The 26,608-nt window shown below is 62.4% G+C and carries 25 protein-coding genes; 16 read left to right on the top strand and 9 right to left on the bottom strand.

Going from position 1 to position 26,608, the window contains the following annotated elements; all coding sequences use genetic code 11:
- Positions 1 to 79 precede the first annotated feature (79 nt).
- Positions 80 to 988: a porin gene (locus CKO11_RS00610; protein ID WP_223631863.1), complete on the bottom strand. Its 909-nt coding sequence runs from the start codon at positions 986 to 988 to the stop codon at positions 80 to 82.
- A 303-nt stretch (positions 989 to 1,291) separates the two neighbouring features.
- Here CKO11_RS00610 and CKO11_RS00605 point away from each other — a divergent pair, with 303 nt between their 5' ends.
- The 6 genes from CKO11_RS00605 (at position 1,292) to CKO11_RS00580 (ending at position 8,499) form a co-directional block, all read left to right on the top strand.
- Positions 1,292 to 1,801 carry a DUF3576 domain-containing protein gene (locus CKO11_RS00605; RefSeq protein WP_223631862.1) on the top strand — a complete coding sequence of 170 codons (510 nt, stop codon included), beginning with the start codon at positions 1,292 to 1,294 and terminating at the stop codon, positions 1,799 to 1,801.
- 156 nt (positions 1,802 to 1,957) lie between these two features.
- Entirely contained in the window at positions 1,958 to 4,522 is a 2,565-nt protein-coding gene (gene leuS / locus CKO11_RS00600) for a leucine--tRNA ligase (protein ID WP_223631861.1), read from the top strand.
- Between the two features lie 16 nt (positions 4,523 to 4,538).
- Complete coding sequence (gene lptE, locus CKO11_RS00595; RefSeq protein WP_411741975.1) at positions 4,539 to 5,003, top strand: LPS assembly lipoprotein LptE; 465 nt, start codon at positions 4,539 to 4,541, stop codon at positions 5,001 to 5,003.
- A complete protein-coding gene (gene holA / locus CKO11_RS00590; protein ID WP_223631859.1) occupies positions 5,000 to 6,025 on the top strand; it encodes a DNA polymerase III subunit delta in 1,026 nt (341 codons plus the stop codon). The genes lptE and holA overlap by 4 nt, the downstream gene beginning before the upstream one ends.
- Positions 6,025 to 7,212 carry a TIGR03862 family flavoprotein gene (locus CKO11_RS00585; RefSeq protein WP_223631858.1) on the top strand — a complete coding sequence of 396 codons (1,188 nt, stop codon included), beginning with the start codon at positions 6,025 to 6,027 and terminating at the stop codon, positions 7,210 to 7,212. Before holA ends, CKO11_RS00585 begins: the two co-directional genes overlap by 1 nt.
- 54 nt (positions 7,213 to 7,266) lie before the next feature.
- Positions 7,267 to 8,499 carry an MFS transporter gene (locus CKO11_RS00580; RefSeq protein ID WP_223631857.1) on the top strand — a complete coding sequence of 411 codons (1,233 nt, stop codon included), beginning with the start codon at positions 7,267 to 7,269 and terminating at the stop codon, positions 8,497 to 8,499.
- Here the strand turns inward: CKO11_RS00580 and CKO11_RS00575 are convergent.
- A complete protein-coding gene (locus CKO11_RS00575) occupies positions 8,496 to 9,335 on the bottom strand; it encodes an SDR family oxidoreductase (protein WP_223631856.1) in 840 nt (279 codons plus the stop codon). The genes CKO11_RS00580 and CKO11_RS00575 overlap by 4 nt on opposite strands.
- Before the next feature lie 78 nt (positions 9,336 to 9,413).
- Here CKO11_RS00575 and ade point away from each other — a divergent pair, with 78 nt between their 5' ends.
- From ade to CKO11_RS00555, 4 genes are all read left to right on the top strand, one after another.
- The gene (ade, locus tag CKO11_RS00570; RefSeq protein ID WP_223631855.1) at positions 9,414 to 11,216 is read left to right on the top strand and encodes an adenine deaminase; all 1,803 of its coding nucleotides are present in this window, start codon (positions 9,414 to 9,416) and stop codon (positions 11,214 to 11,216) included.
- A complete protein-coding gene (locus CKO11_RS00565; RefSeq protein WP_223631854.1) occupies positions 11,213 to 12,688 on the top strand; it encodes an AMP nucleosidase in 1,476 nt (491 codons plus the stop codon). The genes ade and CKO11_RS00565 overlap by 4 nt, the downstream gene beginning before the upstream one ends.
- Positions 12,689 to 12,845: 157 nt before the next feature.
- On the top strand, positions 12,846 to 13,133 hold the full coding sequence (locus CKO11_RS00560; RefSeq protein ID WP_223631852.1) for an HU family DNA-binding protein: 288 nt from the start codon (positions 12,846 to 12,848) through the stop codon (positions 13,131 to 13,133).
- Between the two features lie 195 nt (positions 13,134 to 13,328).
- A complete protein-coding gene (locus CKO11_RS00555) occupies positions 13,329 to 14,210 on the top strand; it encodes a DMT family transporter (RefSeq protein WP_223631850.1) in 882 nt (293 codons plus the stop codon).
- On the opposite strand, the gene CKO11_RS00550 is transcribed toward CKO11_RS00555, so the two are convergent.
- The 4 genes from CKO11_RS00550 to dapD all read right to left on the bottom strand — a co-directional run bounded on the left by CKO11_RS00550 (position 14,207) and on the right by dapD (position 17,016).
- Positions 14,207 to 15,469 (bottom strand): lytic murein transglycosylase, encoded by a 1,263-nt coding sequence (locus CKO11_RS00550; RefSeq protein WP_223631848.1) that lies wholly within the window; start codon positions 15,467 to 15,469, stop codon positions 14,207 to 14,209. The genes CKO11_RS00555 and CKO11_RS00550 overlap by 4 nt on opposite strands.
- A gap of 90 nt (positions 15,470 to 15,559) precedes the next feature.
- Entirely contained in the window at positions 15,560 to 15,913 is a 354-nt protein-coding gene (locus CKO11_RS00545; protein ID WP_223631846.1) for a hypothetical protein, read from the bottom strand.
- 8 nt (positions 15,914 to 15,921) lie between these two features.
- The gene (locus CKO11_RS00540) at positions 15,922 to 16,185 is read right to left on the bottom strand and encodes a hypothetical protein (protein ID WP_223631844.1); all 264 of its coding nucleotides are present in this window, start codon (positions 16,183 to 16,185) and stop codon (positions 15,922 to 15,924) included.
- Positions 16,186 to 16,188: 3 nt separating this feature from the next.
- Complete coding sequence (gene dapD / locus CKO11_RS00535; RefSeq protein ID WP_223631842.1) at positions 16,189 to 17,016, bottom strand: 2,3,4,5-tetrahydropyridine-2,6-dicarboxylate N-succinyltransferase; 828 nt, start codon at positions 17,014 to 17,016, stop codon at positions 16,189 to 16,191.
- Positions 17,017 to 17,096: 80 nt separating this feature from the next.
- Here dapD and CKO11_RS00530 point away from each other — a divergent pair, with 80 nt between their 5' ends.
- Positions 17,097 to 17,921 carry an LOG family protein gene (locus CKO11_RS00530; protein WP_223631840.1) on the top strand — a complete coding sequence of 275 codons (825 nt, stop codon included), beginning with the start codon at positions 17,097 to 17,099 and terminating at the stop codon, positions 17,919 to 17,921.
- The gene (locus CKO11_RS00525) at positions 17,908 to 19,491 is read left to right on the top strand and encodes an ArnT family glycosyltransferase (protein ID WP_223631837.1); all 1,584 of its coding nucleotides are present in this window, start codon (positions 17,908 to 17,910) and stop codon (positions 19,489 to 19,491) included. Before CKO11_RS00530 ends, CKO11_RS00525 begins: the two co-directional genes overlap by 14 nt.
- 3 nt (positions 19,492 to 19,494) lie before the next feature.
- Here CKO11_RS00525 and rlmN read toward each other — a convergent pair whose 3' ends face one another.
- Both rlmN and CKO11_RS00515 read right to left on the bottom strand, forming a co-directional pair.
- Positions 19,495 to 20,676, bottom strand: coding sequence for a 23S rRNA (adenine(2503)-C(2))-methyltransferase RlmN (gene rlmN / locus CKO11_RS00520; RefSeq protein ID WP_223631835.1), 1,182 nt, complete (start codon positions 20,674 to 20,676; stop codon positions 19,495 to 19,497).
- 109 nt (positions 20,677 to 20,785) lie between these two features.
- A complete protein-coding gene (locus CKO11_RS00515; protein WP_200255613.1) occupies positions 20,786 to 21,310 on the bottom strand; it encodes an invasion associated locus B family protein in 525 nt (174 codons plus the stop codon).
- A gap of 159 nt (positions 21,311 to 21,469) precedes the next feature.
- Between CKO11_RS00515 and CKO11_RS00510 the strand changes: the two genes are divergently transcribed.
- Entirely contained in the window at positions 21,470 to 22,459 is a 990-nt protein-coding gene (locus tag CKO11_RS00510; RefSeq protein ID WP_223631834.1) for an asparaginase, read from the top strand.
- Here CKO11_RS00510 and CKO11_RS00505 read toward each other — a convergent pair whose 3' ends face one another.
- Complete coding sequence (locus CKO11_RS00505) at positions 22,460 to 23,209, bottom strand: TSUP family transporter (RefSeq protein WP_223631832.1); 750 nt, start codon at positions 23,207 to 23,209, stop codon at positions 22,460 to 22,462.
- A 102-nt stretch (positions 23,210 to 23,311) separates the two neighbouring features.
- Between CKO11_RS00505 and CKO11_RS00500 the strand changes: the two genes are divergently transcribed.
- The 3 genes from CKO11_RS00500 to CKO11_RS00490 all read left to right on the top strand — a co-directional run bounded on the left by CKO11_RS00500 (position 23,312) and on the right by CKO11_RS00490 (position 26,587).
- Positions 23,312 to 24,190, top strand: a complete 879-nt coding sequence (locus CKO11_RS00500) for a CPBP family intramembrane glutamic endopeptidase (protein ID WP_223631829.1) — start codon at positions 23,312 to 23,314, stop codon at positions 24,188 to 24,190.
- Positions 24,191 to 24,265: 75 nt separating this feature from the next.
- Entirely contained in the window at positions 24,266 to 25,240 is a 975-nt protein-coding gene (accD, locus tag CKO11_RS00495; RefSeq protein WP_223631827.1) for an acetyl-CoA carboxylase, carboxyltransferase subunit beta, read from the top strand.
- 72 nt (positions 25,241 to 25,312) lie between these two features.
- A complete protein-coding gene (locus tag CKO11_RS00490; RefSeq protein WP_223631825.1) occupies positions 25,313 to 26,587 on the top strand; it encodes a bifunctional folylpolyglutamate synthase/dihydrofolate synthase in 1,275 nt (424 codons plus the stop codon).
- Positions 26,588 to 26,608 lie beyond the last annotated feature (21 nt).

Raw genomic sequence — 26,608 nt, 5'->3', positions numbered from 1 at the left:
GCGACGGGGCAAAGCGGAACCCCAAAATGAAAAGAGCGGGCACAAGGCCCGCTCTTTCCGTAATTCATCTTCTGAAAGATCAGAAGTTGAAGCGGACGCCGAAGTTGGCAACCGGATCCGAACCGGTCACGTCGTCGTCTTGGATCGCGCCCGACAGGACAGCGCCGCCGCCCAGATCGTAGTCGACGCCCAGACCGTACCAGGTCACGTCGCCCGGGGCGACGAAGTCGACTTTTTGCACGTAGCCAGCAACGGTGGTCGCGCCGAAGGTCGAGGCAACGCTCACGCCGAGCGCGCTGTCAACCACACCGTCTTCTTGGTCGGCGTAGTAGGCTTTGACATCGGTGTTGCCGAAGGTGGCAACGCCGGCCAGCTCGAGCTGGGTGGTGTTGGCGACGCCAGCGGCGGTGTAGTCGATGACTTCGTAGCCAAGACCCACGGTGTAGTTGCCGAAGGTGTAGGCACCGGCAATGGCGTAGGTTTGGTTGACTTTGGTGCTGGTGGCGTTATTCACACCGTCGTCCATCGACGCGGCGAGCGAGAACGCGCCGGCGCTGTATTCATACAGCACGGCGGATTGGGTGCCGTTGTCGAGGGTCAGGTACGGGATGTTGTTGGTGCCGCCGTAGATGGCGGTGCCTTGGCTGTCGCCCATGTAGCCGACCGAAGCCAGATCGCCGAACAGGGCTTCCGGAGCCGAGGTCACGTCGCCCATCGAGATGCGACCAAACGCACCCGAGATGAACACGGAGCCGGCGGTGCCAGCAGCGGCGCCCACGGCGTTGTCAGCGCGGAACGAGCCACCGAATTCGAGGCCCGCGTCGGTGGTGCCCGACAGGGTGAATTCAACGCGCGCACGGCTCGAGAACATCCATTCGTTGCCGTCGTACACAACACCCATACGGCCGTTGCCCGAGAGCGACACTTCAGCGGCAGCGGCGCCAGCGGTCATGACGAGCGCGGTCGTCGCGATAAGAACCTTTTTCATTTTTTCCCTCATTTGCCAAGGTAGACCCCAATTCAGGGGAATCCGAATTGGGTATGAGGCTTTTTCTCTCTGTGGGCGGCGTAATGCAATGAAAACGGGGCGGGCTTCGGGCTTTGGGTGGGGCGTGGTGCAGGTTTGCCACAGTTGCCCCGCTGCCCCAGAAACCGGCGCCACGGTCCACGCGCACGCACGCCCCTTGCGCGGGCGCACGAAACTGTCGTCGTCAAAAACCTTGTCGCCCAGAGGGGCATGGGCTAGAGACGGGAAAAGCCAAAAGGTTCAGCCGCGGGGGCAGGTCATCCTATGAAGAAAGTCAGCATTCTGCGCACATCCGTGGCATTGGGGCTGGTCATCGCGCTTTCGGGCTGCGGCGGGCTGTCGAGCGGCAAGCTGTTTTCTTGGGGCGGCAAGCGTGACGCCACGCCGAAACAAGAAACCGCTTTCGAAAAGATGGATATCGAGCCCGAGCAATCGACGCTGTGGGATCTGTTTTCGAACCGCGATGATCCCAATGTCACGATCGAGGTGAATAAATACCTTTGGAATGCCTCGCTTGAAGTGCTGGATTTCCTGCCGATTCAATCGGTCGACCCGTTCTCGGGCCTGATTGTGACCGGCTATGGGCGCCCGCCGGGCGGTGGGCGCGCCTATAAGGCGACGATCCATATCAGCGACCCGGCGCTGGATGCGCGCTCGCTCAAGGTGGCGCTGGAAAGCCGTGGCGGCAGCGTCTCTGCCGAGACGGTGCGCGCGGTGGAAGATGCGATCTTGACGCGCGCGCGGCAGTTGCGGATTCGCGACTCGGGGCTTTAAGCGCACACCATTCGCGTTTTGCCCTGTCAGAGCCCCGCTTTGGCAGGGTTTTTTGTCGCCCTGATGGCTGATCTGCGGCTGATCTCTGGACCTTTTGGGCGGCTGCGGTATAGCAGGGCGCAAGATTTCCGCACGATCCAGACATGAGAGGCCGCAATGTCGCGCTACGAACCGAGCCAGAGCGAAAAAAAATGGCAAGCCGCATGGGATGATGCGGGGGTGTTCACCGCGCGCCGCGACCCGGCACGCCCCAAGTATTACGTGCTTGAGATGTTCCCCTATCCGTCGGGGCGCATCCACATGGGGCACGTGCGCAACTACACAATGGGCGATGTGGTCGCGCGCTATAAAATGTCTTGCGGCTTTAGCGTGCTGCATCCGATGGGCTGGGACGCGTTCGGGATGCCCGCCGAAAATGCGGCGATGGAACGGGGCGGCCACCCGAAAGACTGGACCTATGGCAATATCGCCGACATGCGCGACCAGATGAAGCCTTTGGGGCTTTCCATCGACTGGAGCCGCGAATTTGCCACTTGTGACCCGGAGTATTACGGCCAGCAGCAGGCGATGTTCCTTGATATGCTCGACGCCGGGCTCGTTTATCGCAAGAACGCGGTGGTGAACTGGGATCCGGTCGATATGACGGTTCTGGCCAACGAGCAGGTGGAAAACGGGCGCGGCTGGCGCTCGGGCGCGCTGGTGGAGCGCAAAGAACTGACCCAATGGTTCTTCAAAATCTCGGATTTCGCGGGCGAATTGCTGTCTGCGCTGGATGGTCTGAAAGACTGGCCCGAAAAAGTGCGCCTGATGCAGGCAAACTGGATCGGCCAATCGCGCGGGCTGCAATTTAGTTTTGACACGGTCGATGCGCCCGAGGGGCATGAGAAGATCGAGGTCTATACGACCCGCCCCGATACGCTGATGGGCGCAAGCTTCGTGGGTATTTCGCCCGACCATCCTTTGGCGAAGCTGCTGGAAGCGCAAAACCCCGAACTGGCCGATTTCCTGGCCGAATGCCGCAAGGGCGGCACCACGGAAGAGGCGATTGAAACGGCTGAAAAGATTGGCCGCGATACCGGGCTGCGGGTGAAGCATCCGCTGGACCCGAGCTGGGAGCTGCCAGTTTGGATCGCCAACTTCATCTTAATGGATTACGGCACCGGCGCGATTTTCGGCTGCCCCGCGCATGACCAGCGCGACTTTGAATTTGCCTCCAAATACGGCCTGCCGATCAACCCGGTGTTCGTGGCCGAAGGGGCTGCGGAAGAACCGCTGACCGAGGCGTTCGTGCCGATGAAGTCGGAAAAGGTGTGCTATGTGCGCGGCTTCGCGGGCGAAACGGTGCAAACCGGCGAAGAGGGCGTGGCCGCGGCCATCGCCTATGCCGAAGCGAAAGGGTTTGGCGAAGGCGTCACAAAATACCGCCTGCGCGACTGGGGGCTAAGCCGCCAACGCTATTGGGGCTGCCCGATTCCGGTGGTGCATTGCCCCGCCTGCGGTGTGGTGCCTGAGAAAAAAGAGAACCTGCCCGTGCGCCTGCCCGATGATGTCAGCTTTGACAAACCGGGCAATCCGCTGGACCGGCACCCGACCTGGCGCGATTGCACTTGCCCGAAATGCGGGGCGGCGGCGAAGCGCGAAACCGACACGATGGACACGTTCGTTGATTCGTCTTGGTATTACGCCCGCTTCACCGCGCCGCGCGCGACCACGCCCACGGTGGCGGAAGATGCCGATTACTGGATGAACGTCGATCAATATATCGGCGGCATCGAACATGCGATTTTGCACCTGCTTTATTCGCGCTTCTTTGCGCGCGCGATGCACAAGACCGGGCATCTGCCCGCCAAAGCGGTAGAACCGTTTGACGCGCTTTTCACCCAAGGCATGGTCACGCATGAAATTTACAAAACGACCGATGCCAATGGCCGCCCCGTCTATCACCTGCCCGAAGACATCGACCGCGATGCAGGCACGCTGAAAGCCACGGGCGAAAAGGTCGAGATCATCCCCTCGGCCAAGATGTCGAAGTCGAAAAAGAACGTCGTCGATCCGATGAATATCATCGCCGATTTTGGCGCCGATACCGCGCGATTCTTTGTGATGTCCGACAGCCCGCCCGAACGGGACGTCGAATGGACAGCGGCGGGCGCAGAAGCCACCTCCAAATTCCTTGCCCGCGTGTGGCGCATTGCGCATGAAATCGCCGAAGGCGCTGGCGGGGCTGGCGGGGCTGGCGGGGCCGAAGATGCTGCGCTTATGAAGGCGACCCATAAGGCGATTGACGAGGTGACCCGCTCGATCGACGGCTTTGCCTTCAACAAAGCGGTGGCCGCGCTTTATACGCTGACCAATGCGTTGCAGAAATCCGCCGCATCGAATGCCACAAAGCGCGAAGCGATGAAGCTGATGGCGCAACTGATGGGCCCGATGGTGCCGCATTTGGCCGAAGATATCTGGTCCGCGCTGGGGGGCGAAGGCTTCGTGGTGCAAGCGCCGTGGCCCAAGGCCGACCCGGCAATGCTGGTCGAAGATTCGGTGATCTTGCCGATTCAGATCAATGGCAAGCGCCGCGCCGAAATCTCGGTGCCGAAAGACATGCCTGCATCCGAGGTTGAAAAGATCGTTCTGGCGGATGATGCTGTGGTCAAGGCGCTGGCCGGTGGCCAGCCGAAAAAGCTCATCGTCGTGCCGGGGCGCATCGTCAATGTGGTCATCTGACCGTCGAACCTTTTTGATGCTGGCAGGGGCTACCGCCCTTGCCGGTTGCGGCTTCACCCCGGCCTATGGGCCGACCGGTGGCGGCGCCAAACTGTTGGGCGGGGTCGCGCCCGATGCGCCGCAAACGCGCGATGATTTCGCGCTGGTGCGGCGGCTGGCCGAACGGCTTAACCCGGCCACAACGCCGCGCTATCGTTTGGCCTATCAGGTTGACACCGATGTGCTGGGCCAAGCGATCACCCCCGATGGCGCCACCACCCGCTATTCTCTGACCGGCAAGGTCGACTATACGCTGCATGATGCGGGCAGCGATGCGGTGCTTTTGACCGGGCGGGTAAGCAGTTTCACCTCTTGGTCGGCCTCTGGCACCGTTGTCGCCACCTCTGCCGCCGAAGAAGACGCCCATCGCCGCTTGATGCGCATGCTGGCCGATCAAATCGTGACCCGGCTTTTGGCGCAGGCCGGAACCTTACCGCAATGAAACTGACCGGCGCAGCCGCCGTGCGCTATTTTGCCAAGCCCGATCCGGCGCGGATGGGCCTGTTGATCTATGGCGCGGATGCGATGCGCGTGGCGTTGCGCCGCCAAGAGGTGATTGCCGCCCTGATCGGCCCCGAGGGCGAGGCGGAAATGCGGCTGACGCGGCTTGCGGGGGGCGATTTGCGCCGCAGCCCCGGACTTGTGCTGGATGCCATCAAGGAAATCGGCTTTTTCCCCGGCCCGCGCGTGGTCTTTGTGGAAGAGGCCACCGATGGCACCGCCCCCGCTTTCGCCGAGGCGATGAAGGCTTGGACCGGCGGCGATGCCCAGATCGTGGTCACCGCCGGGGCGCTGGCGGCGCGGTCCGCCCTGCGCAAAGCGTTTGAAAACCATCCCAATGCCTACGCAATCGGCATTTACGACGACCCGCCCAGCCGCGAAGAAATCGAAGATATTCTGAAAAAGGCCGGTCTGGCCCATGTGCCCAACGAGACGATGACCGATATTCTGGCGCTGTCGCGCGCGCTGGACCCCGGCGATTTTCGCCAAACCATAGAGAAAATTGCGCTTTATAAACATGGTGACAGCGCGCCTTTGACCCCCGCCGAGGTCGCGCTGTCCGCCCCCTCGACCGTCGAGGCCGAGGTTGATGAGGTGCTTGATCTTGTCGCCAATGGGCAAGTGGTCGCGCTGGCGCAAATGATGCGCCGGATCGAGGGGCAAGGGGTGCAGCCCGTCACGCTGGCGATCATGGCGCTTCGGCATTTTCGCACGCTGCATATGGCGGCCTCGGACCCGGGCGGACCGGGTTCGGGCATTGCGCGGATGCGCCCGCCGGTTTTTGGCCCGCGCCGCGACCGGTTGCAGGGGCAGGCGCAGAAATGGGGCCTTTACCGGCTGGAAGAGGCCTTGAAAGTGCTGATTGAGGCTGATCTGACGCTGCGTTCTTCCTCGAAGGCGCCGCAAATGGCGGTGATGGAGCGCGCTTTAATGCGACTCGCCTCTATCGCGGCGAAGCTCTGATGGCGCAGGCGCTGGTCATTGGCGCAGGTCCGGCCGGGCTGATGGCCGCCGAAGTGCTGGCGCGCGCCGGGGCAAAGGTTACGCTGGCCGAAGCCAAGCCCACAGCCGCGCGCAAATTCCTTATGGCGGGCAAATCTGGGCTGAACATCACCAAAGATGAACCGCTTGCGGCGTTCTTGAGGGCCTATACCCCGGATTGGGTGCGCCCTTATGTGGCCGATTTCGGCCCGCAGGCGGTGATGGAATTCGCGCGCGGGCTTGGGGTGGATTTGTTCACCGGCTCCACCGGGCGGGTGTTTCCGGTCGAGATGAAAGCCTCGCCCCTGCTGCGTGCTTGGCTTGCCCGGCTTGCGGGGCTGGGCGTGGCGCTGCACACGCGCTGGCGTTGGATTGGCGTCGAAAACGGCACCTTCCAGTTCGACACGCCCGCGGGGCTGCAAAGCATCCGCCCCGATGCCACGGTCTTGGCTTTGGGCGGGGCCAGTTGGCCCCGACTTGGGTCGGATGCCGGTTGGGTCGAGATGCTGGCCGCGCAGGGGGTTGAGATCGCACCCTTCCGCCCCGCGAATATGGGCTTTGGGGTCGCGTGGTCGCAACATATGACCCCGCATCTGGGTCAGCCCGTCAAAGGCGCGGCCTTATCCGTTCCCGATCAGATCAGCCGAGGAGAGTTCGTCCTGTCCACCAAGGGGATAGAGGGTGGCGGCGTCTATGCGCTCTCCGCTGCCGTGCGCGATGGTGCGACGCTGGTGCTTGATCTTGCGCCCGATCTGGATGTGGAAGCGGTGGCGCATCGGCTAAGCCGCACCTCCAACAAAGACAGTCAGCAAAACCGGCTGCGCAAGGCGCTGCGCCTTGATCCTGTGAAACTGGCGTTGGCGAATGAATGGGGCCGCCCTTTGCCCAAAGACCCGCTGGCCTTGGCGCGTAAACTGAAAGCGCTTCCGGTGCGCCATACCGGACCGCGCCCATTGGCCGAGGCGATTTCCTCGGCGGGCGGGATCACCGCCGGCGCGCTGATCACCGGGCTGGAACTGACCGCACTGACCGGTGTGTTCGCGGCGGGTGAAATGCTGGATTGGGAGGCCCCGACGGGCGGCTATCTGCTGACCGGCTGCTTGGCCACGGGCCGCGCGGCGGGGCGCGCCGCCGCGGCGCGATTGTTCCCGGCACAAATGTCGGATTGACGCGGGCGCGCGCGCATGTCGAACTGGCGCCCTTGCGCAAGGGAGACGTGCCGAATGCAGACCCGCCTCATTTCCCCCGTCCTGATTGGCGGGGCCATTATCTTGATGTTGGGCTTTGCGATCCGCGCCTCTTTCGGGGTGTTCCAGATCCCGATTGCGGCGGAATTCGGCTGGCCCCGGGCCGAGTTCAGCCTTGCGATCGCCATTCAGAACCTTGCTTGGGGGATTGGCCAGCCGATCTTTGGCGCGCTGGCAGAACGGTTTGGCGACCGCCGTGCCATCACCTTGGGCGCGCTGATGTATGCGGCGGGGTTGGTGCTATCGGCTTTTGCCACAGCTCCTTGGCAGCACGATCTGCTGGAAATTCTGGTGGGCTTTGGCATTGCAGGTACCGGCTTTGGGGTCATTCTGGCCGTCGTCGGGCGTGCAGCCTCCGATGAAAACCGCTCGCTTGCGCTGGGCATTGCCACGGCGGCAGGCTCTGCGGGCCAAGTTTTTGGCGCCCCCTTGGCCGAGGCGCTTTTGGCCTATTTCCCGTGGCAGACGGTTTTTGTGATCTTTGCAGGCGTGATCTTGCTCGCCCTCTTCGCCCTGCCGATGCTGCGCAGCCCGGCGCGCACCGCCCCCGGGCCGAGCGAGGAAAGCATGGGCGCGGTCGTGTCGCGCGCGCTGCGCGATCCGTCTTTCATTTTGATCTTTCTGGGGTTCTTTTCCTGCGGCTATCAGCTCGCCTTCATCACCGCCCATTTCCCCGCAATGATCACCGAGATGTGCGGGGCGGTGCCGCCGGGCTCCATGCTTGCGGCACTGGGTATTGAAACACAATCTGCGCTTGGCGCCTTTGCCATCGCGGTGATTGGGCTGGCCAATATCGCGGGCACGATTTTCGCAGGCTGGGCGGGCAAAAGGTGGAGTAAGAAATACCTGCTTGCGCTGATTTACCTTTTGCGCACCATCGCGGCAGCCAGTTTCATCTTGCTGCCGATCACCCCCGGTTCGGTGCTGATCTTTTCGCTTGTCATGGGGGCGTTGTGGCTGGCCACTGTGCCGTTAACCTCGGGCCTTGTCGCAGACCTTTACGGGCTGCGCTACATGGGCACGCTCTATGGCGTGGTGTTCTTTTCCCATCAATTGGGTGCGTTTCTGGGCGTTTGGCTGGGCGGGCGGCTTTATGACATCGCGGGCGATTACACACTGGTGTGGTGGGTCGGCGTGGGCGTCGGCGCCTTTTCCGCACTGGTGCATTTGCCGGTGCGGGACCGGCCCGTGATGCTTCAACCCGCCTAATCTTCGCTGCGCAGAATCGCCTGCAAACCCGCGCGGTAATCTGGGTAGCGCAACTGCACGCCAAGTTCTTCTTTGAGACGGTCGTTTCGCACCCGTTTGTTCTCTGCATAGAAGCTTGCCGCCATCGGGGTCATGGTGCTGGGGTCAAACGGCTCCTCGGGCGGGCGCGGCAGGCCAAGCAATTCGGCGGCATAGGCAAGCACATCTTCGGGTGGGGCCGCCAGATCATCGCAGACATTGTAGACCCGCCCCGGATTGGGCTGCGCGATCGAGACCGCCAGAACCTGTGCGATATCGTCGACATGAATGCGCGAAAACACCTGCCCGGGCTTGATAATCAACCGCGCGGTGCCATTGCGCACCTTGGCAAAAGGGCCGCGCCCGGGGCCGTAAATCCCCGCCAAACGGAAGATATGCAGCGGCAGGCCCAGCGCTTGCCATTCTGCCTCTGCCGCGACGCGCGCCTTGCCGCGCGCGGTGCCGGGGGTCAACGGGGTGTCTTCATCGACCCAGCCGCCCGCATGATCCCCGTAAACGCCAACCGTCGAAAGATAGCCGACCCACGTCAAATGCTGCGCCGCAGCAATTGCGTCTTTCTGCGCAGCAAGAACCGGGTCTCCGGTGCTGTCCGGCCCCACCGAAGACAGCAGATGCGTCGCCTCTGACAGCGGTAATGGGCCCCCTGTCCAGACCATCGCCTCCAACCCTTCGCTGCGCAGCATTTCCACTTTTTCTGCGCTGCGGCTTGTGGCGATGATCCGCCAACCCTGCGACAGCAAAAGCCGCCCCAAGGCCCGCGCCGAATAGCCATGCCCGATGGAAAGCAGTGTTTTCATCATCCCTCCTATCCTTGTGTGTAACCTAGTCATCACCTCGTCACTTGCGAAGGGCAAAAAGCGGTGGCAGGCTGAGACATGGAACAGATGAAACACCTGAAATCATGGCCTGAAGCAGCGCCGCAGCTTGTTGCGGTCGCGGCAGGTCGGACGCCGGCCGATATGGTGATCCGGCAGGGCAAATGGGTCAATGTCCACAGCCGCGAAGTGCTGGAGGGCTATGACATAGCGATTGCCGAGGGCCGCTTTGCTGCGATTGCGCCGGATTTAAGCGCCGCGATTGGCCCCGAAACGCAAGTGATTGAGGCCAAGGGCCGCTACATGCTGCCGGGCCTGTGCGATGCGCATATGCATATCGAAAGCGGGATGCTGACGCCCGCCGAATTTGCCGCTGCGGTCATTCCGCATGGCACCACCACCATGTTCACCGACCCGCATGAGATCGCCAATGTGTTGGGGCTGGAAGGCGTGCGGATGATGCATGACGAGGCGGCTTTGCAGCCCGTCAACATCTTCACGCAAATGCCTTCTTGCGCGCCCTCGGCGCCGGGGCTGGAAACGACCGGGTTTGAAATCACTCCCGAGGATGTGGCCGAAGCGATGACATGGCCGGGGATCATCGGGCTGGGGGAGATGATGAACTTCCCCGGCGTTGTGAATGCCGACCCGAAGATGCTGGCCGAGATTGCCGCCACCCAAAATGCGCAGAAAACCGTGGGCGGCCATTATGCGAGCCCCGATTTGGGCGCGCCGTTTCGCGCCTATGCGGCGGGCGGCCCGGCGGATGATCACGAAGGCACGTGTGAGGCCGATGCGATTGCCCGCGTGCGCCAAGGCATGCGCGCGATGATGCGGCTGGGCTCGGCATGGTATGACGTGGAAAGCCAGATCTCCGCCGTAACAGAAAAGGGCCTTGATCCGCGCAACTTCATTTTGTGCACCGATGATTGCCATTCCGGCACGCTGGTGAACGAGGGCCATATGAACCGCGTCTATCGCCATGCGGTGGCCTGCGGCTGTGACCCGCTGGTCGCGCTGCAAATGTGCACGCTGAACACGGCAAGCCATTTTGGGCTGGAACGCGAGCTTGGGTCCATCACACCCGGGCGGCGGGCCGATGTGATCTTGTCTTCTGACCTTGCCTCCCTTCCGGTGGAAGTGGTGATCGCGCGTGGCCAAGTTGTGGCGGAGGCGGGCGTGCTCAAAGTGCCTTGCCCGCATTACGACTGGCCCGAAAGCGCACGCAACACGGTGCATCTGGGCAAACAACTGACGGCGGAAGATTTTGCCATTGCCGCGCCCGAAGGCGCCAATACCGTCACCGCTAAGGTGATTGGCGTAGTGGAAAACCAAGCGCCGACGAAAGCCCTTACCGCCACCTTGCAGGTGGTTGATGGGTTGGCACAGCCCGATGAAAGCAAAGACGTGGCGCAGATCGCTTTGGTCGAGCGTCACCGCGGCACCGGCAAGGTCGTCAACGGCTTTGTCTCTGGCTTTGGCTATAAAGGCAAAATGGCGATGGGCTCCACCGTCGCGCATGACAGCCATCATATGATCGTCGTCGGCACCGACCGCGAAAGCATGGCCGCTTGCGCCAACCGCTTGGGCGAGATGGGCGGCGGCATTTCGGTTTGGAAAGACGGGGTGGAACTGGCCGCCGTGCCCTTGCCGATTGCGGGGCTGATGTCTGATGACCCGGCCGCCGAAGTCGCCGCGCGGGCGGCGAACATGGTCGAAGCGATGGCGCAATGTGGATGCACGCTCAACAACGCCTATATGCAGCATTCATTGCTGGCGCTCGTCGTGATCCCAGAGATCCGTATCTCTGACCTTGGGCTCGTCGACGTCAAAACCTTCCAATTGACCGAGTTGTTCGAATGACAGACCCGCTGACGATCCAGACTTCCCCCCATGCCGACCCAGAAAGCTTCACCGATGCCGCCGCCGCCGTGGCGCGGCTTGAAGCGCTTTATGCCGAGGCGACGGGGTTCTTGCTGGAAAAGTTCAACAAGGTGCTGGAAACCGGCTCTGCCAAATCGCGCTACCGGGCATTTTACCCCGAGGTGCGGCTGACGGTGAATTCCCATGTCAAAGGTGACAGTCGGCTTAGCTTTGGCCATGTGTCCGAACCCGGCACCTATTCCGCCACGATCACCCGGCCCGACCTGTTCCGCAATTACCTGACGCAGCAGATCGGCCTGTTGATGCGCAACCACAATGCGACCGTGCAGGTGGGGCCCTCGACCACGCCGATCCCCGTGCATTTCGCCGTGGCGGGCCAGCCCGAGGTGACCGTGCCGCAAGAAGGCGCACTGGGGATCAGCCTGCGCGATGTGTTCGATGTGCCCGCGCTGGCCTCAATGAATGATGACATCGTCAATGGCACCGCCGATCTGCATGCCGATGGATCGGGCCATCTGGCGCCCTTTACCGCGCAACGGGTGGATTATTCGCTTGCGCGACTGGCGCATTACACCGCGACCCTGCCCGAGCATTTTCAAAACCACGTGCTGTTCACCAACTATCAGTTCTATGTTGATGAGTTTGAGGCGGTGGCGCGCAAGATGCTGGCGGACCCGGCACAGGGCTACACAAGCTTTGTCGCCCCCGGCAATATCGAGATTTCGACATCGGACGGGGTGATCCCACCGATGACGAAACTGCCGCAAATGCCCGCCTATCACCTCAAACGGCCCGATGGGAACGGGATCACGCTGGTCAATATCGGCGTGGGACCGTCCAACGCGAAAACGGCAACCGATCATATTGCCGTGCTGCGCCCGCATGCGTGGCTGATGGTGGGCCATTGCGCGGGGCTGCGCAATTCGCAAAGCTTGGGCGATTTCGTGCTGGCCCATGCCTATTTGCGCGAAGATCACGTGCTCGATGACGACCTGCCGATCTGGGTGCCGATCCCGGCCTTAGCCGAGGTGCAGGTTGCCCTGCAAGAGGCGGTGGCCGAGATCACAAAGCTTGAAGGCTATGAACTTAAGCGGATCATGCGCACCGGCACGGTCGCAACGATCGACAACCGCAACTGGGAGTTGCGCGACCAGTCCGGCCCGGTGCAACGGCTCAGCCAAAGCCGCGCCATTGCGCTGGATATGGAAAGCGCCACCATCGCGGCCAATGGATTCCGGTTCCGGGTGCCCTATGGCACGCTGCTGTGCGTGTCCGACAAACCCTTGCACGGAGAGCTGAAATTGCCGGGCATGGCGACCGAATTCTACCGCACCCAAGTGGCAAACCATCTGCTGATCGGGGTGCGCGCGATGGAGAAATTGCGCGACATGCCGCTGGAGCGGATTCACAGCCGGAAGTTGCGTTCCTTTGATGAAACTGCCTTCTTGTAACGGCGGCCCCCTGCCCCCGTGTATGCCCCCGCGGAAATTCGCCAAAACGGGCCGAAAAGGCTTGCCTTGTTGAAAAAAACCGTGTGTTAGAGGGCACACGAAACCGTGCAAACGGCCAGATCGACCCCGCAAAACGGGGCGTATGAGAGGAAAACCCATGTCGAAACCGATGACCAAGACCCAGCTGGTGGCCGCGCTTGCCGAAGCCATGGGCTCGGACAAGAAAACCGCCTCGGCTGCGCTCGACGCCATCGCCGAAGTCGTGACCAAAGAAGTGGCTGAAGGTGGGGCCGTGACCCTGCCGGGCATCGGCAAGGTCTCGTGCAAGGCGCGCCCGGAGCGTCAGGTCCGCAACCCGGCCACCGGCGAAACCATGATGAAACCGGCGGACAAGCAGGTCAAAGTCACGATCGCGAAAGCGCTCAAGGACAGCGTCAACGGCTGATTGGGCCGTGACGGCCGCCTGACCACTGGGCGGTAGATGTTTCGGGGTCGCCCTGCACCGGCAGGGCGGCCTTTTTTCTTGTCCGCTGACGGGGCCGCAACGGCTGAAAACCTGTATTGCATACATGTTCGCGCTTGTCGGGCGGGGGCAAATCCGGTTCGACTGTGCAAACGCTTGCAAAAGGGATCGGATAGCTTGGATTTTCGCGCCATTCTCATGGGCTTGGCCTTTGCACTTATGTGGTCGTCGGCCTTTACCTCTGCCCGGATGATCGTCGCCGAGGCGCCGCCGCTTCTGGCGCTGTCGGCGCGGTTCTTGCTGTCGGGTCTGATCGGCGTCGGCATTGCATTGGCTTTGGGGCAAAGCTGGCGGCTGAGCCGTGCGCAATGGCGGGCGACGCTGATTTTCGGGCTGTGCCAGAACGCGCTTTATCTGGGGCTGAATTTCGTTGCGATGCAATGGATTCAAGCCTCGGTCGCCTCGATCATCGCTTCGACCATGCCCCTGATGGTCGCGCTGATGGGGCGCATCGTCTTTGGCGATACGGTGCGCCCGCTGGGGCTTGCGGGGCTGTTTGCAGGCGTTGTGGGCGTGGCGATCATCATGGGGGCGCGGCTTTCGGGTGGGGTGGACCCGGTCGGGCTGGCGCTATGTTTCATTGCCGCCTTCGCGCTATCGGTGGCCACGCTGTCGGTGCGCGGTGCCACCTCGTCTGGCAATGTGCTGATGATCGTGGGCTTGCAGATGTTCGTCGGCGCGGCCTCGCTTGCCATGGTCTCGGCCTTGACCGAAAGCTGGCAAGTGGTGCCCAGCACCCGGCTGACGCTGGCGTTCCTTTATACCACCTTGATCCCCGGCCTTCTGGCCACTTGGGTCTGGTTCCGGCTGGTGGCGCGGATCGGTGCCGTGAAAGCGGCCACCTTCCACTTTCTCAACCCGTTCTTTGGCGTGGCCATTGCCGCGATGGTTTTGGGCGAGCGGCTCGGCTGGCTTGATCTGGTGGGCGTGGCGGTGATTGCCGCAGGGATCTTGGCGGTGCAACTGTCGAAGCAAAGCCGGGTGCCCGCGCGGCGTTAACCGCCGCGCCGCAGTGCCTCCAGAAGCTTCATTGTCACCCAGCCATCGGCTTTCACCCCATTGGCGCGCTGCCACGCGGCCACGGCAGAAATCGTGTTCGGGCCAATCAGCCCGTCGCTCCCTTGTGTATCAAAACCCGCTGCGGTCAGCCGTTGCTGCACCTCGATCTTCTCGGCCGTGGTCAGCGCGCGGCCTTCGCGCGGCCATGGCGTCTTGAACGGCCCCTGCCCCGCGATCCGATCGGACAGATGGCCCACCCCAATCACATAGGCATCGGCATTGTTGTAGCGCGAGATGGCGCGGAAGTTGCCAAAGATCATCAACGCGGGCCCCTCGGCCCCCGCGGGCAACAAGATCGAGGCCGCACCATAATTGGGCACCGTGCCGCCGCTGGCCGCGCGCACGCCCAAGGCCGCCCAATCGGCGGGCGATTTTTTGACCCCTTTACCGGTCAGGCCAAGGTTGAACCCTTCGGGCAGCACGACTTCCACCCCCCAAGGCTGCCCTTTCGACCAGCCCGACCGCGCCAGATAGGCGGCGGTGGAGGCCAGCGCATCGGCCGGGTTTTCCGACCAGATATCGCGCTTGCCATCGCCGGTGAAATCGACGGCAAAAGACAGATACGAGGTCGGGATGAACTGGGTATGCCCCATCGCCCCCGCCCAAGAGCCAGTCATCTGTGCGGGATCGATATCACCCGACTGGATGATTTTTAGCGCGCCAATCAATTGGCTTTCAAAAAACGCCCCGCGCCGCCCGTCATGCGCCAAGGTCGCCAGCGCGGGCAGGATCAGCGTATTGCCACGCCGCGCCCCATAACGCGACTCCATCCCCCAGATCGCCACGACGACCTCTTTTTCGACGCCGTAGCGCGCCTCGATCTCGCGCAAAAGCCGGTCATGCTGGGCCAGCATCTTGCGCCCTTCAGCGATGCGTTCCGGCGAGGCGGCGCTGTCAAGATAATCCCAGATCGGTTTCGAAAACTCGGCTTGGAAGCGGTCGCGCTCGATCACCTTTGGGTTGTAGGGCAGGTTGCGCATGGAGCGGTTCCATGTCGCCTCGGTGATGCCCGCCGCCAGCGCGCGCGGCTTGAAATTGGCAACCCAGTCATCAAGCCCCTTTTGCGTGGCCGCATCCACGCGCGGGATCGCTTCGACAGCGGTAGACCCACCCCCGCCGCCTTCAAGTGGCCCCCCGCAAGCGGTCAGCCCGGAAACGACAAAAAGCGTGATTGCAAGGGGTTTGAGTGCATGTTTCATGGCCTGCCCGACTGTTCACCATTTGAAAACAGTGTAGCAGCCAAACACAATCTGGCAACAATCGCGGGGCGTGACCCGGCGGCAGCTTGCCTAGTCTTTTTCGCCCATGAACGGGGTCATCTGCGCAACGATCACCGCGTTTTCGGCCAAGGCCCGCTCCATCAGCGCCTTTTCCTCGTCACCAATCTCATCGCCAGCTTTTTCCCGCTCTGCGCGTGTGCCGTAACCGGTCACATCCAACGGCGCCAGATCGGCTTGTTTCAAGATCGCCACGGTTTCGCGCACCGCCTCGGCTTCATCCACACCGCTGGCATAACACAACAGCCCGGCCCCGGTCGCGCCTTTGGGCAGGCCATCGTTCTCACACCGGCCCACCTCCACCAGCAGGGTATAAACCTGCTGGGGGCGCTTTTGCTTTTCGGGCTTATCCGACGTTTCCGGCATGTACGATCTCAGGCTTTCGCGGGGCGCTTGGTGGATTTGAGCGCGGTCAGCGCCAACCACACAAAGACCACCGCATAGGCCACTAGCGCCGCACCCGGAATCCATTCGCCCGGCTCGGCGTTTTCGACCATCGCCATCATCTTGTTCAGACCCCAGATCTGAAACAGCGCGATCGACACGATGTCGATCATCATCAACCCACCGCGAATATGGTGCGGGATTTCGGTCCCATTCACCGCATCACGGATCTTGCCTGCCAGCGAAAGGATCATGGCTTAGTCCCGCAAAAGCTCGTTGATGCCGGTTTTCGAGCGGGTCTGTGCATCAACCCGTTTCACGATCACCGCGCAGTACAGGTTGATCCCGCCTTTGGACGGCATCGACCCGGCCACGACCACCGAATAGGGCGGCACTTCGCCATAGAAGACCTCGCCCGTTTCCCGATCGACGATCTTGGTCGATTTGCCGATGAAGACGCCCATGCCCAGAACCGAGCCTTCGCGCACGATGCAGCCTTCGACGACTTCGGATCGCGCACCAATGAAGCAATTGTCTTCGATGATGGTCGGGCCGGCTTGCATCGGCTCCAGCACGCCGCCAATGCCCACCCCACCCGACAGGTGCACGTTCTTGCCGATTTGCGCGCAGCTACCCACGGTCGCCCAGGTGTCGACCATCGTGCCTTCATCGACATAGGCGCCAAGGTTCACGAAAGAGGGCATCAGCACCGCGCCTTTGGCAATAAAGGCCGAACGGCGCACAATGCAGTGCGGCACGGCGCGGAAACCCGCCGCTTGCCATTGCGCCTCGCCCCAATGGGCGAATTTGCTGTCGACCTTGTCCCACCAGGTGCCGTTTTGCGGCCCGCCAGCATGAATTTCCATGTCCTTGAGCCGGAAGCCCAACAGCACGGCCTTCTTGGCCCATTGGTTCACATGCCAGTTGCCATCGGCCTGTTTTTCCGCCACCCGCAGCGCGCCGCTATCAAGCGCATCCAGCGTGGACTCGATGGCGTCACGCGCCTCTCCCTTGGTCTGCGGGGTGATCGTGTCGCGCACCTCCCATGCAGCTTCAATCGCGGCTTCAAGCACAGCATTCGACATGGGGGCGGCTCCTCTTTCAGGTGGCATTCAGGCATTTCCCCCTATAGTTGGGGAAATCCCTTCGCGCAATGAGCCCAATCATGAAAGACGACAGCCGGTCCCATCCGTTCCGTGACAGCATCATGGATGCGCGCGCAGCGAAAGACATTCCCGACACGCCGCAAACCCGCGCGCCCGCCTATAAGCTGGCCTTTGCCGATGACGGGTTCATGATGCGCGAAGAGTTGCGGCCCGTGCGGTTGCAGCTTGAGTTGCTCAAACCCGAACTCATCATGGATGAGCGCGGCGTGGAAAGCACGGTTGTGATGTTTGGCGGCGCGCGCATCCCTGAACCCGCGCAAAAAGACACAGCCAAAACCCCGGCACTGGCCGAGTTGAGCCGCTACTACGACGAAGCGCTGAAATTCGCCCGGATGATGACCGAGATTTCGATGGCGCGCTATGGGCGGGAATATGTGATCTGCACCGGTGGCGGCCCGGGCGTGATGGAGGCGGGCAACCGCGGCGCGCATGAGGCGGGCGGGCAATCCATCGGGCTCAATATCGTGCTGCCGCATGAACAGGCGCCCAACGCCTATGTCACGCCCGATCTGTGCTTCAACTTCCACTATTTCGCCATTCGCAAGATGCACTTCCTAATGCGGGCCAAGGCGGTTTGCGTCTTTCCGGGCGGCTTTGGCACGCTGGATGAAATGTTCGAAACCCTGACGCTGATCCAGACGCATCGGATGAAGCGCATCCCGCTTATTCTGTTCGGCGTGGATTTTTGGAAAAATGTGGTCAACTGGGATATGCTGGCCGAAGCGGGCACGATTGCACGCGAAGATCTTGAGCTGATGAATTTTGTCGAAACGGCGGAGGAAGCGGTGGAGATCATCGAAAGCTGGAAGAATGGCACCGCCTGAGGGGCGCGCCCAACCGACGGCTTTTGTCATTGCGATGATGCTGGCCTTCGCGGCCGTGGCGGTGCTTGGGGTCATGCTGCGCCCGCTTTTACCGATTGACGAGACCCGCTACATCGACGTGGCGCGCGAGATGCGGCTGGAAGGCAGTTGGGTCCTGCCACTCAAAAACTTCGAGCTTTATACCGACAAACCGCCGCTTCTGTTTTGGCTCATCAACTTGGTCTGGACCGCCGTCGGCGCGGTCAGCGGCTTTGCCGGGCGGCTTGTGGGGCCGTTCTTTGCCTTGGTCACGCTGGCCGGCACATGGGCTTTGGGGCGGCGACTTTGGGACAACGCCACCGGGGCCACAGCAGCGATTTTGTTGGCGGGGTTAAGCGTCTTTGCCGCCTATGGCGGTGCAACGATGTTCGACACGCTTTTGTCGACCGCAACCTTGGCGGGGCTTTGGGCGTTGATTTCCGCCTTAGGCGCGCCGGGGGTGAACCGCTGGGCTTGGGGCGGCTTTGGCCTTGCGCTGGCCTTTGGGGTTTTAGCGAAAGGGCCGGTGATTTTGTTCCACCTTGCGCCCGCACTTTTGGCGGCACCGCTTTGGGCCGATCCGCTTTGCCGCCCGGTGGGGCGTGACATCGCGAAAGGCGCCGGGCTGGCACTTGGCGTCGCAATGGCGGTGGTGGCGCTATGGGTTGTGCCCGCCGCAATCACCGGCGGGGCCGAGTATCGCCGCATGATCTTGTGGGAACAAACGGCCGGCCGCACGGTGCAAAGCTTCGCCCATGCGCGGCCCTTTTGGTGGCTGCTGGCGATGCTGCCATTCGCCCTTTTCCCTTGGGTATGGTCGCCCAGCTTTTGGCGCGGGGTGGCCAAGCTACGCCTGACGGACCGCGCTTTGCGGTTGATGCTAATGCAAGCGGGCGCAGGGCTTTTTCTGTTTTCGTTCATATCTGGCAAGCAGGTGCATTACCTTTTGCCCGAACTACCCGCTTTCGCATTGATCGCCGCGCGCGCCTTTTTAGCGTCTGGCACGGCGGCGGCCCCCGGGCGCTGGTCACACCTGCCGGTGATCGTGCTGCTGGCTTTAGCGGGTATCGCGCCGCTCGCCTTGGCTGTGCGCGTGGGGGATGCGCAAACCGCTGCGCTTTTGCATCCGCTTTGGGGGCCGATTGGCTTTGCCCTGTTTTGCCTGCTGCTGGCCGCACTGGTTTGGCGCCTGCCGCAGCTTTTCGGGCTTGGCCTTTCAGGCCTCGGGCTTGTGTTGGGCTTTGTCGGGCTGATTGCCAGCACGGGCCTTGGCCCGGCCTATGACAGCGCCCCAATCGCCCGGCAGATGGCCGCGCATCAGGCACAGGGCCTGGCCACGGTGACGGGACGCTATAATTCCGAATTCGGCTTCGAGGGACGCTTGACCGAAAAGGTGCAGGTGCTCACCGCAGAGGCCGCGCCCGCGTGGCTGGCCGCGCATCCGGGCGGGTTGCTGGTTGCAAAATGCCGCGATGTGCCCACGCTCGACAAAGCGGCCGCCGAGGTTCGTTTCTTTTATGGGCACGATTGGTGTTTGTGGCCGGGGCGGTAACCCTTACAGCCCCGCCTCATCCGCGATTTGCGCCTTCGATTTCCGTGCCCGCTCGGTGGCGGATTTCAACTGCCCGCAAGCGGCCATGATATCCTCGCCGCGCGGGGTGCGGATCGGCGCGGCATAGCCCGCCTTATAGACGATATCGGCAAACGCCTCGATCCGCTCCCAATCGCTGCGCTGATAGGGCGAGCCGGGCCATTCGTTGAACGGAATGAGGTTGATCTTCGCCGGAATGCCCCGGATCAGCTTGATCAGCCGCCGGGCATCCTCGTCGCTGTCATTCACGCCCTTGAGCATGACATATTCAAAGGTGATCCGCTCGCTGTTCGACAGCCGCGGATAGTCGCGCAAGGCATCCAAAAGTGTGGCGATGTTCCATTTCTTGTTCACCGGCACCAGCTTGTCGCGCACCTCGTCGGTGGTGGCATGGAAGGAAATCGCCAGAAGACAGCCGATTTCCTCGGCGGTGCGGGCAATCTCGGGCACGATCCCGCTGGTCGACAGCGTGATCCGGCGGCGCGACAGCGTCAGCCCCTCGCCATCCATCACGACTTGCATCGCGTTGCGGACGTTTTCAAAGTTGTAAAGCGGCTCGCCCATGCCCATCAGCACGACGTTGGAAATCAACCGCGTCTCATCCTTGGGCTCGCCCGGTTTCGGCCATTCGCCCAAATCATCGCGCGCCACCATCACTTGGCCCACAATCTCGCCCGCCGTCAGGTTGCGCACCAGCTTTTGCGTGCCGGTATGGCAAAACGAACAGGTCAGCGTGCAGCCCACCTGGCTGGAGATGCAAAGCGTGCCGCGATTTTCCTCGGGGATATAAACCGCCTCGACCTCATGGCCGCCCGCGATCCGCAACAGATATTTGCGCGTGCCATCAAGCGAGACCTGACAGGTCACCACTTCGGGCAAGGCAATCTCGAAATGCCGATCCAGAAGCGCGCGATAGTCTTTGGCCAAATTCGTCATCGCCGCGAAATCGCGCACACCCCAGTGGTAGATCCATTGCCAGACCTGCCCGACGCGCATCTTGGCCTGTTTCTCGGGCGTGCCCGCGGCGATCAGTGCATCGCGCAATTCCGCGCGGGTCAGGCCGACAAGGTTCAGCTTGCCGCCTTCGGGCAGCTTGCGCGGCACGGTCAGCACGTCTTGCGTGACGGGGGAGGTGGGCTCGGTCATGGCGCGTCCTGAGTTGGGCAAGCCGTGCATATAGGGGATTCGCAGCACGAGAGGTAGTAAAAACGCAAAAGCCCCGGCCTAGCCGGGGCTGACGCAATTTCGGCGCGGCTTACTGGCAGCGCTTGGCGGCTTCTTCCATCGCGGCGGTAAAACCCATCAAGGAAAAGGTATCCTCGGTCTTGGTGCCACGGCTCGAACGGCCCGTCACCAGCACATCGGCCCCCGCCTTCATCGCGGCAATGATCTTGGCGTCATCTTCGGGGCTGCCCGCCCACGCGCCTTCGCCATTGGTAAACAGGTTGAAGGTCTGCCCAGTGTTGACCTTCAACTCTACGGTAGAACCTTTGGCAAACGGATAGCCGCCCATGAACATCACCTCGGGCGGCTTGCCCGGGCGATGGGTCACGAACAACAGAATTTCCGACCGGCGCACCTGCACCGGCTTGCCATTCTTGCTGTTGACCGTCTTTTGCGGCGGCACAACGCCCCAGCACTCTTTCGGGCTGTCCTCGACGAAAACGCTCCAGTCGGTTTCCGCCGCCACCCGGTTCGAGCTTTCTTGCGCGCTTGCCATCGGGGAAAATGCCAGCGACGCGGCAAGAACTGCAGCGACGCTCGAAATGATCGTCTTCATGGAACAGCCTCCAGCTGTCTGATGCCTCTGTCCGCCCTCGGGCTTTTGCCCTTGTTCACTCTGGCGGTTGCTATTTCAACTCGATTGTCGAGAGATAACGCAAAAGTGCCGAGCGGGGAAAGCCCCCACGGCAGGATTTCGCGCATGAAAGGGGCGGGAATGGCACCACAAACGCTGATCGAGCTTTGGCGCGGGGGCTTGTGCGAAAGCGAGCATGCCGGACATGCGGTGGTTTACGGCCCGCAGGGGCCGGAAATGATCTGGGGGCAAGCCGATGCGGTGATCTTTCCGCGGTCGTCGTGCAAGATGATCCAAGCACTGCCCTTGGTGGAAAGCGGCGCCGCCGATGTGGCTGGGCTGACGGACCGGCAACTGGCGCTGGCCTGCGCCAGCCATTCGGGTGCGGCGTTGCACACGCAAGCGGTGGCGACATGGCTGAAAGACTTGGGTTTGGCCGATGACGATTTGCGCTGTGGTGCGCATGTGCCGCGCGACCCCGTGGCCCGCCGCCATTTCACCTGCACCGAAGAGACGCCCTGCCAAATCCACAACAATTGCTCGGGCAAGCATGCGGGGTTTCTGACCTTGAACCGGCATCTGAAAGGCGGGCCCGATTATATCGAGATCGACCACCCCGTGCAGCGCGCGGTGCGCGCGACCTTTGAAGAGGTGACGCAAGAAACGGCAGCGGGTTGGGGGATCGATGGCTGCTCGGCCCCGAATTTCGCCTGCACGATCGGGGCACTGGCCCGCGCGATGCAATTCTTTGCGGCCGCCACCCCCGAGGGCGGGCTGCGCGAAAATGCAGCTGTGCGGCTGCGCCAAGCGATGGTGGCCTTTCCCGAGCTGGTCGCGGGCGAAGAGCGCGCCTGCACCAAGCTGATGCGCGCCACGGGTGGCAAGGTGGCGGTGAAAGTGGGCGCCGAAGGCGTATTTGTAGCGATCTTGCCGGACCAAAAACGCGGCGTGGCGCTGAAAATTGCCGATGGGACCAATCGCGCGGCAGAGGCGGCGATCACGTCGATTTTGGTCAATCTCGGTGCGCTCGACCCGGCGCATCCGGTGGTGGAAGAGTTTTTGCCCACAGCACAACGCAATTGGCGCGGCCTCGAAACGGGGGGGATGCGGCGCGCAGAGGGTTTTTGCTGATCACCAGATCAGCTTGAGCGCCAGCACGGTCGAGGTGAACACCAAAAGCGGCTTGATCAGCTTTGCCCCCTTGCGCATGGCCAGGCGCGCGCCAAGGCTGGCGCCTGCGATCTGTGCGACCCCCATGGCCAGCCCCGTCACCCACCATGGCGCACCGGTGGCGGCAAAGGCCAGCAAGCCCCCCAAATTGGAGGCGAAGTTCAAAAGCTTCGTATGCGCGGTGGCGCGCAAAACGCCATAGCCCGCCAGCATCACGAAACCGATCATGTAAAACGCCCCCGCCCCCGGACCGATCAAACCGTCGTAAAACCCGACCAAGGGCACGACAAAAGCGATGAAGGCCGCAGGCGAAATCCGCCGCGCGCGATCGGTGTCATCCAGACCTTTGCGCAGCGCGAAAAAGGCAGCAATCGCGATTAAGACAAAGGGCAAAACCGCCCGCACCGACTCGGTCGGCAGGACAGAGACCAAAAAGGCCCCGCCCAGCCCTGCCAGAAAGGCCAGTGAGGCCGCGCCGATTTGTGCGCGCAGGTTGACTTGTCCCTTGGCGGCATAGGTCAGCGCCGCCGTGGCCGCGCCAAAGGCCCCCTGCACCTTGTTGGTGGACAAAGCCTGCAAGGGCGTCGCCCCCGCCAACAGCAGAACCGGCAAGGTAATCAACCCGCCACCCCCGGCAATCGCATCCACAAAGCCCGCTGCAAAGGCGGCCGCGATCAGCATCGCAGCAAGATCAAGCGAGACTTCGAACATATATCCTCCGCGAAAGCGCCCCTTCATCCGCTGCGCGCGGCGCGAAGTAAAGCCGCTTGTGAGGCAAAGGGCGCCTCGCTAGATTTGCGCCGAGGAGCCGAAATGACCTACCCCAATCTGGATGCCTATATCGCCCCGGCCACCGCCCGCGCCGAGATTTGGCGCAGCCTTGTCGGGCTGACGCTGATTGCCGCGACCTATTTCGCGGCGCTGTTTGGCGGGCTTGGGCTGATCGGCCTCGTGTTTGGCAAATTTGAACTGGCCATGGTGCTTACGGCCATGGACCGGGCGGGCTCGCCCTTTGGGCTGGTGATGGTGTTGGCCAGTTTCGTGCCACTGGCGTTGGGCACGCTTTTGGTGACGCGACTGCTGCACCGGCGCGCGATTGCCACGCTTTTGGGCCCCGGTGCAGGGCGTGATTTCGCGCGTGTCTTTGGGCTACTGATGATCGCCGTGCTTGCGATCGCGTCGCTATCGGCCTTTGAGCCGCAGCTTGCCAAATCGACGCCAGCTTCGGTCTTGCTGGCTTGGCTGCCGCTCGCCGCACCGCTGCTTTTCGTGCAGATCGCGGCGGAAGAGCTCGTGTTTCGCGGTTATCTGCTGCAACAGATCGCCGCACGCACAGGCAATCGCGTGCTGTGGATGGGCGTTCCGGCGGCGCTGTTTGGCCTTTTGCATTACGCGCCGGGGGCGCATGGAACGACCGCGCTGTTTCTGGCGCTATGGGCGATGGGGTTCGGCCTTCTGGCCGCCGATCTGACCGCCAGAGCGGGCAACCTAGGCCCGGCACTGGCCTTTCACCTTGCCAACAACGTCAGCGCGATCTTTTTGATCGCGCTTTATGGCCAGCTTGATGGGCTGTCGCTTTACACGCTGGTCCTCAATATTCGCGACCCTTGGGCCATGGCCCCCTATCTTGCGATGGACAGCCTATCGATGCTGGTCTTCTGGCTTCTGGCCCGGCTGATGCTGCGCCGCTGATTGCATTTACCGCGCGTCAGGCTTATCTGGGCGGGAACACGGCTGAGCGCTGGCGCAGCAATCAAGGGGCAACCGATGAACTGGATCTCGAACTACGTCCGACCGAAGATCAACTCGCTGTTCACACGGCGCGACATGCCCGAGAACCTTTGGACGAAATGCCCCGAATGCGGCACGATGCTGTTTCACCGCGAGGTGGCCGACAATCTGAACGTCTGCACCAACTGCGATCACCACATGGCGATCACGCCGCGCGACCGGTTCGAGTCGCTCTTTGATCTGGGCATCTTTACCGAGGTGAAAGTGCCCGAGCCGATCGCCGATCCGCTGAGCTTCAAGGATCAAAAGCGCTACCCCGACCGGATGCGGTCCGCGCAAAAGGTTACAGGCGAGAAAGACGCGATGCTGGTGGTCGAAGGCGAGATCGGGCGCACGCCGATTGTTGCCGTTGGGCAGGACTTTTCCTTCATGGGCGGTTCCATGGGGATGTATGTCGGCAATGCGATCTTGGCCGCGGCGCTGCGCGCGGTCGAACGCAAATGCCCGATGGTGCTGTTTGCCGCCGCCGGGGGCGCGCGGATGCAAGAAGGTATCCTGAGCCTGATGCAAATGCCGCGTTCGACCGTGGCGGTGCAAATGCTCAAGGATGCGGGCCTTCCTTATATCGTTGTGCTCACCCACCCCACCACGGGCGGCGTGACGGCCTCTTATGCGATGCTGGGCGATGTGCAGATCGCCGAACCGAATGCGCTGATCTGCTTTGCCGGGCCGCGCGTGATCGAACAAACGATCCGCGAAAAATTGCCCGAGGGGTTCCAGCGCGCGGAATATCTGCTTGATCACGGCATGCTGGACCGGGTGACGCATCGCAAGAAGATGCGCGAAGAACTGATCGTTTTGCTGCGCTTGATGATGAGCCAGCCGCCCGCGATCTGGGGCGAACTGCCCCCGCCCGGCCAGATTTCCGTGCCGGAAACCGAGGCGGACCATGAGACCGCGGCAGAGCCGACGCCGGAAACGCCCGCCCAAGCGGCGCAAAAGTCCGAGTAAGGCGCGCGTCTCGCCCTAAAATTTTCGGGTCCGGGGCCATTTGGCCCCGGCCTTTGCACAACAGGGGGCCCGATGCCGCAACCTTCCGATGACATCCTTGCGCGGCTGATGGGGCTGCATCCGAAGATCATCGATCTGACGCTCGATCGTGTGCACCGGCTGTTGGCCGCTTTGGGTCACCCCGAACGCACCCTGCCCCCCGTCATCCATCTGGCGGGCACGAATGGCAAAGGGTCGACCCAAGCAATGATCCGCGCGGGGCTGGAGGCGTCTGGCAAGCGGGTGCATGCCTATACCTCGCCGCATCTGGCGCGGTTTCATGAACGCATCCGGCTGGCAGGCGATTTGATCTCCGAGCCCGATCTGGCCGCGCTTTTGGATGAATGCGAGGCTGCGAATGGCGGCGCGCCGATCACCTTTTTCGAAGTCACCACCGTCGCGGCCATTCTGGCCTTTGCCCGCACCCCCGCCGATTACACGCTGTTGGAAGTGGGCCTTGGCGGGCGGCTGGATGCGACGAATGTGATCGACCAACCCGCGCTGACGGTGCTGACGCCCATTTCCATCGACCATCAGCAATATCTGGGCGAAACGCTGCCCGAGATTGCCGGGGAAAAGGCGGGCATCTTGAAACGTGGCGTGCCCTGCGTGGTTGGCCCACAGCAGCCGGACGGCATGGATGTGATCGAGGCGCGCGCCGCGCGTCTGGGCGTGAGCCTTTTCGCGCATGGTCAGCAATGGCACGCCTTCGAAGAACGCGACCGTCTGATCTATCAAGATGAAAACGGGCTTTTGGATTTGCCGCTGCCAAACCTGCCCGGCCCGCACCAGATAGAAAATGCAGGGGCCGCCGTTGCGGCGCTGCGCTGCCTTGGCTATGGCGAAGCCGCCTGCGAGGCGGCGGTCACCGCCGCGCAATGGCCCGCGCGGATGCAACGGCTGCGCCACGGACCGCTGGTGGAAGCCGCGCCAAAGGCCGAGCTTTGGCTTGATGGCGGGCATAACCCGGCGGGTGGGCAGGCGGTGGCAAGCACGCTCGCACGAATGGCCCCGCGCCCGACGCATCTGATTTGCGGCATGCTGAACACCAAGGATATCACCGGCTATTTACGCCCGCTTGCCAGCGCGGCGCCCAGCCTGACCGCGGTTTCCATTCCCGGCGAGCCAAACACCCTGCCCGCGTCCGACACGGCGCGCGCTGCGCATCAGGCAGGCTTTGCGCAGGTGGCCGAGGCCGAAAGCGTGGCGTCAGCGCTTGCCGCGATCACCGCGCAAGAGCCCCATGCCCGGGTGCTCATTTGCGGCTCGCTTTATCTTGCGGGCCAAGTGCTGCGCGAGAATGGCTGAGCATTTGCGCACCGATCCTGT

The sequence above is a fragment of the Rhodobacter sp. TJ_12 genome (assembly GCF_020023995.1).
Taxonomy (GTDB): domain Bacteria; phylum Pseudomonadota; class Alphaproteobacteria; order Rhodobacterales; family Rhodobacteraceae; genus Rhodobacter.
The sequence above is the reverse complement of the archived record's forward strand: the minus strand, read 5'-3'. Positions and strand labels throughout refer to the sequence as shown.

Excerpts from the sequence above, each read along its gene's own strand:
- leuS (WP_223631861.1), top strand. The coding sequence starts at position 1,958 with ATGTCGCGCTACGAACCGAGCCAGAGCGAAAAAAAATGGCAAGCCGCA.
- CKO11_RS00505 (WP_223631832.1), bottom strand. The coding sequence starts at position 23,209 with ATGTTCGAAGTCTCGCTTGATCTTGCTGCGATGCTGATCGCGGCCGCC.
- CKO11_RS00545 (WP_223631846.1), bottom strand. The coding sequence starts at position 15,913 with ATGCCGGAAACGTCGGATAAGCCCGAAAAGCAAAAGCGCCCCCAGCAG.
- CKO11_RS00560 (WP_223631852.1), top strand. The coding sequence starts at position 12,846 with ATGTCGAAACCGATGACCAAGACCCAGCTGGTGGCCGCGCTTGCCGAA.
- holA (WP_223631859.1), top strand. The coding sequence starts at position 5,000 with ATGAAACTGACCGGCGCAGCCGCCGTGCGCTATTTTGCCAAGCCCGAT.
- lptE (WP_411741975.1), top strand. The coding sequence starts at position 4,539 with ATGCTGGCAGGGGCTACCGCCCTTGCCGGTTGCGGCTTCACCCCGGCC.
- CKO11_RS00610 (WP_223631863.1), bottom strand. The coding sequence starts at position 988 with ATGAAAAAGGTTCTTATCGCGACGACCGCGCTCGTCATGACCGCTGGC.
- CKO11_RS00515 (WP_200255613.1), bottom strand. The coding sequence starts at position 21,310 with ATGAAGACGATCATTTCGAGCGTCGCTGCAGTTCTTGCCGCGTCGCTG.
- CKO11_RS00540 (WP_223631844.1), bottom strand. The coding sequence starts at position 16,185 with ATGATCCTTTCGCTGGCAGGCAAGATCCGTGATGCGGTGAATGGGACC.
- dapD (WP_223631842.1), bottom strand. The coding sequence starts at position 17,016 with ATGTCGAATGCTGTGCTTGAAGCCGCGATTGAAGCTGCATGGGAGGTG.
- rlmN (WP_223631835.1), bottom strand. The coding sequence starts at position 20,676 with ATGACCGAGCCCACCTCCCCCGTCACGCAAGACGTGCTGACCGTGCCG.
- CKO11_RS00500 (WP_223631829.1), top strand. The coding sequence starts at position 23,312 with ATGACCTACCCCAATCTGGATGCCTATATCGCCCCGGCCACCGCCCGC.
- CKO11_RS00525 (WP_223631837.1), top strand. The coding sequence starts at position 17,908 with ATGGCACCGCCTGAGGGGCGCGCCCAACCGACGGCTTTTGTCATTGCG.
- CKO11_RS00575 (WP_223631856.1), bottom strand. The coding sequence starts at position 9,335 with ATGAAAACACTGCTTTCCATCGGGCATGGCTATTCGGCGCGGGCCTTG.
- accD (WP_223631827.1), top strand. The coding sequence starts at position 24,266 with ATGAACTGGATCTCGAACTACGTCCGACCGAAGATCAACTCGCTGTTC.
- CKO11_RS00550 (WP_223631848.1), bottom strand. The coding sequence starts at position 15,469 with ATGAAACATGCACTCAAACCCCTTGCAATCACGCTTTTTGTCGTTTCC.
- CKO11_RS00580 (WP_223631857.1), top strand. The coding sequence starts at position 7,267 with ATGCAGACCCGCCTCATTTCCCCCGTCCTGATTGGCGGGGCCATTATC.
- CKO11_RS00530 (WP_223631840.1), top strand. The coding sequence starts at position 17,097 with ATGAAAGACGACAGCCGGTCCCATCCGTTCCGTGACAGCATCATGGAT.
- CKO11_RS00510 (WP_223631834.1), top strand. The coding sequence starts at position 21,470 with ATGGCACCACAAACGCTGATCGAGCTTTGGCGCGGGGGCTTGTGCGAA.
- CKO11_RS00605 (WP_223631862.1), top strand. The coding sequence starts at position 1,292 with ATGAAGAAAGTCAGCATTCTGCGCACATCCGTGGCATTGGGGCTGGTC.
- CKO11_RS00585 (WP_223631858.1), top strand. The coding sequence starts at position 6,025 with ATGGCGCAGGCGCTGGTCATTGGCGCAGGTCCGGCCGGGCTGATGGCC.
- ade (WP_223631855.1), top strand. The coding sequence starts at position 9,414 with ATGGAACAGATGAAACACCTGAAATCATGGCCTGAAGCAGCGCCGCAG.
- CKO11_RS00490 (WP_223631825.1), top strand. The coding sequence starts at position 25,313 with ATGCCGCAACCTTCCGATGACATCCTTGCGCGGCTGATGGGGCTGCAT.
- CKO11_RS00565 (WP_223631854.1), top strand. The coding sequence starts at position 11,213 with ATGACAGACCCGCTGACGATCCAGACTTCCCCCCATGCCGACCCAGAA.